Source organism: Ralstonia sp. ASV6 (assembly GCF_016429285.1).
Taxonomy (GTDB): domain Bacteria; phylum Pseudomonadota; class Gammaproteobacteria; order Burkholderiales; family Burkholderiaceae; genus Ralstonia; species Ralstonia flaminis.
The window spans coordinates 1-5,140 of sequence record NZ_JAELUI010000236.1; the positions used below are offsets into that span (position 1 = coordinate 1).

General features: G+C 62.1%; 8 protein-coding genes. 2 read left to right on the forward strand and 6 right to left on the reverse strand.

Going from position 1 to position 5,140, the window contains the following annotated elements:
• Positions 1–216 precede the first annotated feature (216 nt).
• From JHD73_RS26475 to JHD73_RS26485, 3 genes are all read right to left on the reverse strand, one after another.
• Positions 217–696, reverse strand: coding sequence for a VOC family protein (locus tag JHD73_RS26475; RefSeq protein WP_199033125.1), 480 nt, complete (start codon positions 694–696; stop codon positions 217–219).
• A 155-nt stretch (positions 697–851) separates the two neighbouring features.
• Positions 852–1,694, reverse strand: coding sequence for an N-acyl homoserine lactonase family protein (locus JHD73_RS26480; protein ID WP_199033126.1), 843 nt, complete (start codon positions 1,692–1,694; stop codon positions 852–854).
• A 35-nt stretch (positions 1,695–1,729) separates the two neighbouring features.
• Positions 1,730–1,945: a hypothetical protein gene (locus JHD73_RS26485; protein ID WP_199033127.1), complete on the reverse strand. Its 216-nt coding sequence runs from the start codon at positions 1,943–1,945 to the stop codon at positions 1,730–1,732.
• A 158-nt stretch (positions 1,946–2,103) separates the two neighbouring features.
• On the opposite strand from JHD73_RS26485, the gene JHD73_RS26490 reads away from it, so the two are divergent.
• The gene (locus JHD73_RS26490) at positions 2,104–2,448 is read left to right on the forward strand and encodes a helix-turn-helix transcriptional regulator (protein WP_199033128.1); all 345 of its coding nucleotides are present in this window, start codon (positions 2,104–2,106) and stop codon (positions 2,446–2,448) included.
• Positions 2,435–2,956 carry an SRPBCC domain-containing protein gene (locus JHD73_RS26495; protein WP_233177168.1) on the forward strand — a complete coding sequence of 174 codons (522 nt, stop codon included), beginning with the start codon at positions 2,435–2,437 and terminating at the stop codon, positions 2,954–2,956. Before JHD73_RS26490 ends, JHD73_RS26495 begins: the two co-directional genes overlap by 14 nt.
• A gap of 98 nt (positions 2,957–3,054) precedes the next feature.
• Here the strand turns inward: JHD73_RS26495 and JHD73_RS26500 are convergent, their stop codons facing one another.
• The 3 genes from JHD73_RS26500 to JHD73_RS26510 form a co-directional block, all read right to left on the reverse strand.
• On the reverse strand, positions 3,055–3,810 hold the full coding sequence (locus JHD73_RS26500) for a bifunctional 2-polyprenyl-6-hydroxyphenol methylase/3-demethylubiquinol 3-O-methyltransferase UbiG (protein WP_199033129.1): 756 nt from the start codon (positions 3,808–3,810) through the stop codon (positions 3,055–3,057).
• A gap of 1 nt (position 3,811) precedes the next feature.
• The gene (locus JHD73_RS26505; RefSeq protein WP_199033130.1) at positions 3,812–4,837 is read right to left on the reverse strand and encodes an aminotransferase class I/II-fold pyridoxal phosphate-dependent enzyme; all 1,026 of its coding nucleotides are present in this window, start codon (positions 4,835–4,837) and stop codon (positions 3,812–3,814) included.
• Positions 4,834–5,140 (reverse strand): hypothetical protein (locus JHD73_RS26510; RefSeq protein WP_199033131.1); only part of this gene is annotated, 307 nt, incomplete at its 5' end. The genes JHD73_RS26510 and JHD73_RS26505, both read right to left, overlap by 4 nt.

Here is a 5,140-nt window from a genome sequence, read left to right on the forward strand (position 1 = left end):
GCACTATGCCGCCTCGCAGGCGATGGCGGAACTGTCACTACTGCCGGCGGTGCGCGAGCGTGCGGCGGGGGCGATCGTCGTGGCAGATGGCACGAGTTGCCGGCATCAGATCAAGGATGGTGCACAGGCAGAGGCCATCCACGTGGCCAGGGTGTTGGAGCGGGCGCTGGTATCGTGATCCAGCCGCCCAGTCCACGTGTCGTTTGAGGTGGCGCTCTAGCCCCGCCGTGCCGCTTCGATCGCGGCGATGTCGATCTTGTGCATCGTCATCATCGCGTCGAAGGCGCGCTTGGCCGCTGCTGGGTCTGGATCGCAGATCGCCTCACTGAGCACGCGTGGGGTGATCTGCCATGAGATGCCCCAGCGGTCTTTGCACCAGCCGCACGCGCTTTCCTGGCCGCCGTTGCTGACGATCGCATTCCACAGACGGTCGGTTTCAGCCTGGTCGTCCGTTGCGATCTGAAAAGAGAAGGCCTCGCTGTGCTGGAAGGCCGGGCCGCCGTTCAGCCCCAGGCAGGGAATGCCGGCCACGGTGAACTCCACCGTCAGCACGTTGCCCTGCTTGCCCGCAGGGTAGTCGCCCGGCGCGCGGTAGATGGCCTGCACCGCGCTGTCGGGAAACGTCCGCGCATAGAAGTTGGCAGCATCCACCGCATCGTTGTTGAACCATAGACAGACCGTGTTCTTGCTGGGCATGGATGTCTCCTGAAGAATCGGGCATGGCGTGTGCTGGCTCTGACCCACTTCCATCAACCACATCACAGAGCCGGGTGCTGCGGGATGGGGCGCATGCCGCTGTCGGGACGGCCAATGTCGCACACTCGCGCAGCGGGTGTATGTCGGTTGCAGGCCTACTCGTAGTAGGCGGGGGACATCTTCAACGTATCGCGTTGCGCCTTGTCGTGATTGATCCAAAGTTGCGCGTGTTCCTTGGCCAGCAGATCGGCGATGCGCTGCATGGAGGCCAGCGTCTTGTCTTTGTCGAAGTTCAGGGCGGGCACGCGGCGGTTGTCCCAGTTGCTCCTGAAGTGGACGGCGTCGCCAGACAGCACGATCGCGCCTGTTTTCGGCAGCCGCACCAGCAGCGACTGATGACCCGGCGTGTGACCAGGTGTCGAAAGAATCGTGACGCTGCCGTCACCGAATACGTCTCTGTCGCCTTCAAGTTCCGTGACTGGGTGGCCGGGCTTGAAGCGCGGCGCATTGTTGGCGCCGGGCCACTCGTACTCCGCTTTCTGCACCAGCAGCATCGCGCGCGGGAACAGCTCGACATTGCCAATGTGGTCTGGGTGGCTGTGCGAGACGGCAACATACTTGATGTCGTCGGGCGACACACCGATCTGCGCCAGCTGGCTCGCCAGCGTTTTGGGCCGGCGCCAGTAGGTTGCCTTCGGATCGGCCGGGGCCAGCCCGTCGGGCATGGCGGCGATGGCATCGTCGACGCCCGTGTCCCACAGCAGCCAGCCCTGTGCGTGCTGGATCAGGTAGCAGTTGTCGGCAAACGGCATCGATTGGCCGACATTCACACCGGGCGACCAGCGTGAGATGTCACCCGCAACACCTTCCCCGCAATTGAGGATGTAGAGGCGCTGGAGGCCACTCGCTTGCCGCACGGGCGGGCTGCTGCACCCCGCAACCAGTGCAACCACGGCGGTGAGCAGGAACCCTGCAAGGATGCGCGGCAGTTTCAGCATGACAGACTCCTTCTCAGTAAGCTGCCCGTTCGGGCTCACCTCCAGCGACATACCTGCGGGCCCCGTTGCTCCCTGGCATGGACGTTCTCCATCACGCCACGATTGCCGACCATGGCACAGTTTTGCGTGCAGACCGCTTCCAGGCTGGGGAAGCTGCTGAGGACGTAGTCGGCAGAGAGATTCAGGCCAATGAGGGTGGTGAATGCCGTTGCAGCAATCAGCCAGACGGGAATGCGAGGCTTCTGTGTCACGGGGTGCCTTTGGGGCGCGGTCAGGATGACTCAGTGTAGGCAGCCGCCGCACGATGCGTTAGTCACACAAACGGCTTGGCGTATGACGCAGTCGGGCCGGCTGTCGTTCGCGGTCATCTTGGTTGCAGTGAGAAATCATCGAGAGTATAGTTAGCCAAATGGATAACAATGCAGTTGCGCTAGACGCGATCTTTCATGCGCTTGCAGACCCGACGCGCAGGGCTGTTGTTCATCGGCTCGGTAGCGGGCCCGCAACGGTGAGTGAACTGGCGGAGCCATTCGACATGGCTCTGCCGTCGTTCATGAAGCACGTGCGGGTACTGGAAATGACCGGGTTGATCCGTTCCAGCAAGAGCGGCCGAATCCGGACGTGCGTGCTTGAACAAGAGAAGCTGGATGCCGCCGAGCGCTGGTTTGCAGACCAGCGCGCGACCTGGGCAAGCCGGTATCGCAATCTGGACAACCTCTTAGAAGAACTGAAAGGAGAAGATGGTGAAAGCTGAACTGCAGTTTGATTTCCTCGTCGACAAGGAAAAGAGCAGCATCATCGTGAAGAAGGCGTTCGCGGCGAAACGCCAACTCGTGTGGGATTGCCACACGAAGTCTGAACTGCTCGATCGATGGTTTGCACCCAAGCCCCTGACCACCAAGACAAAGCACATGGAGTTCAAGGCTGGAGGCTACTGGCACTACGGCATGACCACCCCTGACGGCCAGACGTTCTGGAGCCGCCTGGATTATCAATCCATCAGCCCGATCGACGGCTACACGGCCCTGGACGGCTTCAGCGACGAGACCGGCGTTGTGAATCCCGACATGCCCAGGGCGCGGTGGGATGTCACCTTCACCGATGCAAAGGAACGGACACTCGTGACGACCGTTGTGGTCTACAACTCGCCGGAAGATGTGCAGAAGGTTATCGACATGGGGTTGAAGGACGGCATGACCTCCACCCTTGAGCGACTCGACGAGCTACTGCTGACGATTGGTGCGCAGGAAACGCCGGTTTAAGCAGAAGACGGCCTTGCCGGATCAGGAGCAGAAGATCACCTCGATCTTCTGCTCCTGGCCACATTCCGCACTAGGCAGGCTCTGCTGACCGGCGTATGTCAGGCTGCCCGACAGAACAGAATCTGCTTGGGCGAGTGCGGCATGAACGCAGATGCGTCGTAGTCCCCCAGCCGCCGTACGACGTCGAACCCGTTGAACCGACAAAGTGCCAGCAGTTCCTCCGGAAAGAAACATCGCATGCTGACGCGCTTGGTTCTGACGCATTTGCCTTCACGCAGGTAATCGAGCTCGAATCTCAGGATCTGGCTTGCGGTGTCGTAGTGCGAAGTCGCTTCAACGCGAATGTCCTGTCCTTCGGTATCGATCATCGACTTGTGCAGGTAGCGGGCATCGGCCGGACGGGCGAGCTTGCGGATGTCCGGATTGAACACATCGAGGATCAACGTGCCGCCGGGCGCCAGCACGCGCTTTGCAGAACCCAGAAAAGCGTTGACCGAATCCAGATCGTGCAGATGCTGCATGGCGTTGGTGGCTGAGAAAACCAGCGAGAAGCGCCGTTCTGAATGGATCGCCCGACAGTCCTGCTCAAGCCAGGTGACATCAAGCCCTTCGGCCTGCGATTTCTGGCGTGCCCGATCCAGCATGGAACGCATGACGTCCAGCCCCGTGATGTCGACGCCGGCTCGCGCAATGGGCAGTGTGATACGGCCGGTGCCGCAAGCCACTTCCAGTACGGGACCATCGGCTTGCTTGGCCTGCTCGATGAAGAAGCTGGCGTCATGTGCCCGGTTGGCGAATTCCCGGTCGTAAAAGTCGGCGTCTTCGTAGACCGCCATGTCGGCAAGTGGCGTCATGTCAGGTCGATGCATGGTGTTGTTGAGCAAAGCGATCGGACAAACTGGTCAGGATGCTGCCGTTCCAGCCTTCGGCACCGAATGCGCTTGCAGGGATGGCAAGCAGGCCGTGCGTGTGCAGGAGCTGCTCCGCACTGAGTGGTACCGGAAAGAGGTAGCAGCCAGGCGCGCAGTCTGTGGACCCAACCCGGCCTGCATCGCGAATGGCCTCGGGCAGTCGCTCGGCAAGTCTGCTGGCGCGCGCCTGAAGCGCGTCGACCACACGCGTGGGGCACTCGGCTTCCACCGAAAGAAAATGGTGCGCGAGCTGCAGCTGCATTGCGGACGGAGGATCCTCCCGGAAGTCGGATTCGAATCCAGCGCAGGCCTCGCCCACCAGTGCCACGCCGAACGTCTGCGGCGTAAGCCAGCCCTTGGTTGTCGAGTGGAGCAGGATCGCGCGCTCGGTCTGCAGCAACTGCATCGTTGTTGGGTGAAACGGCGCCCCCAGGTCATAGACGCAGTCAATCAGCAGGCGGCGGCCGGGTGCCGCGTTAACCCACGTCACCAGCGCAGCACATTCCTCATCGCTCAGGAACCGCCCCAGCGGCTTGAGCGGGTTCGCGATGAGGAGGAACTCGGGGCCGTCGGTACCCCCAGCCATAGGAAAGCTGGGCGAGGGCAATGTCGGGAACGTCTGCGGCGCGATCCCAGCCGACTGCGCGAGCGATTGGTAAACGGGGTAGACATCACTCGGCAGCCACAGGCGAGCACCCTCTGCAGACAGCCTCCTGAAGATCAATTGCAGTGCGTGCCGCACCCCTCGGCACACGAGCGCCTGGCGCGAACGGCCGGCATCGAAGCCATATCGTTGAAGCCACGCCCGCGCGAGATCGCAACGATGCACCCGCGGGCGTGCCTCTGAAGCATCGAGACGCGGTTGCAGCGGGGCGAGCGCGCTGTACAGATTCGTCTCTGCACAATCCACCACGTTGGGCATCGTGCGAAGGCAGGCCTCGCGCCACAGCTTGAACGCTGCGAAGTTCATGTCGGGTCCCCCAGGGTGAGCTCGCTTGCGCGGTCTTCCAGTGATGCATAGCAGCGGCCATCCGCCATCACGTTCCAACTTCGGGCAATGCCGTGTGTGCGTTCCCAGTACAGGCTCGGTTCGGTATAGGCGGCAATGCGCATCGGCCGGCCTGCCCATTGACCGGCAAAGACGGGCGCGCCCCAGGGCAGGCGGTGCTTAATGGAGAAGCCCGCGCGCGCCGCGAAATCGGTGACGAGCGCAAGCGGCACCTGGTGATGCCGGCTCCAATCGTTTGCCGCGCGATCGAAGTACATCGATTCC

Bases quoted from the DNA above. Each gene is read 5' to 3' on its own strand.
- JHD73_RS26480 (WP_199033126.1), bottom strand. From the start codon at position 1,694: ATGCTGAAACTGCCGCGCATCCTTGCAGGGTTCCTGCTCACCGCCGTG.
- JHD73_RS26500 (WP_199033129.1), bottom strand. From the start codon at position 3,810: ATGACGCCACTTGCCGACATGGCGGTCTACGAAGACGCCGACTTTTAC.
- JHD73_RS26475 (WP_199033125.1), bottom strand. From the start codon at position 696: ATGCCCAGCAAGAACACGGTCTGTCTATGGTTCAACAACGATGCGGTG.
- JHD73_RS26495 (WP_233177168.1), top strand. From the start codon at position 2,435: ATGGTGAAAGCTGAACTGCAGTTTGATTTCCTCGTCGACAAGGAAAAG.
- JHD73_RS26490 (WP_199033128.1), top strand. From the start codon at position 2,104: ATGGATAACAATGCAGTTGCGCTAGACGCGATCTTTCATGCGCTTGCA.
- JHD73_RS26505 (WP_199033130.1), bottom strand. From the start codon at position 4,837: ATGAACTTCGCAGCGTTCAAGCTGTGGCGCGAGGCCTGCCTTCGCACG.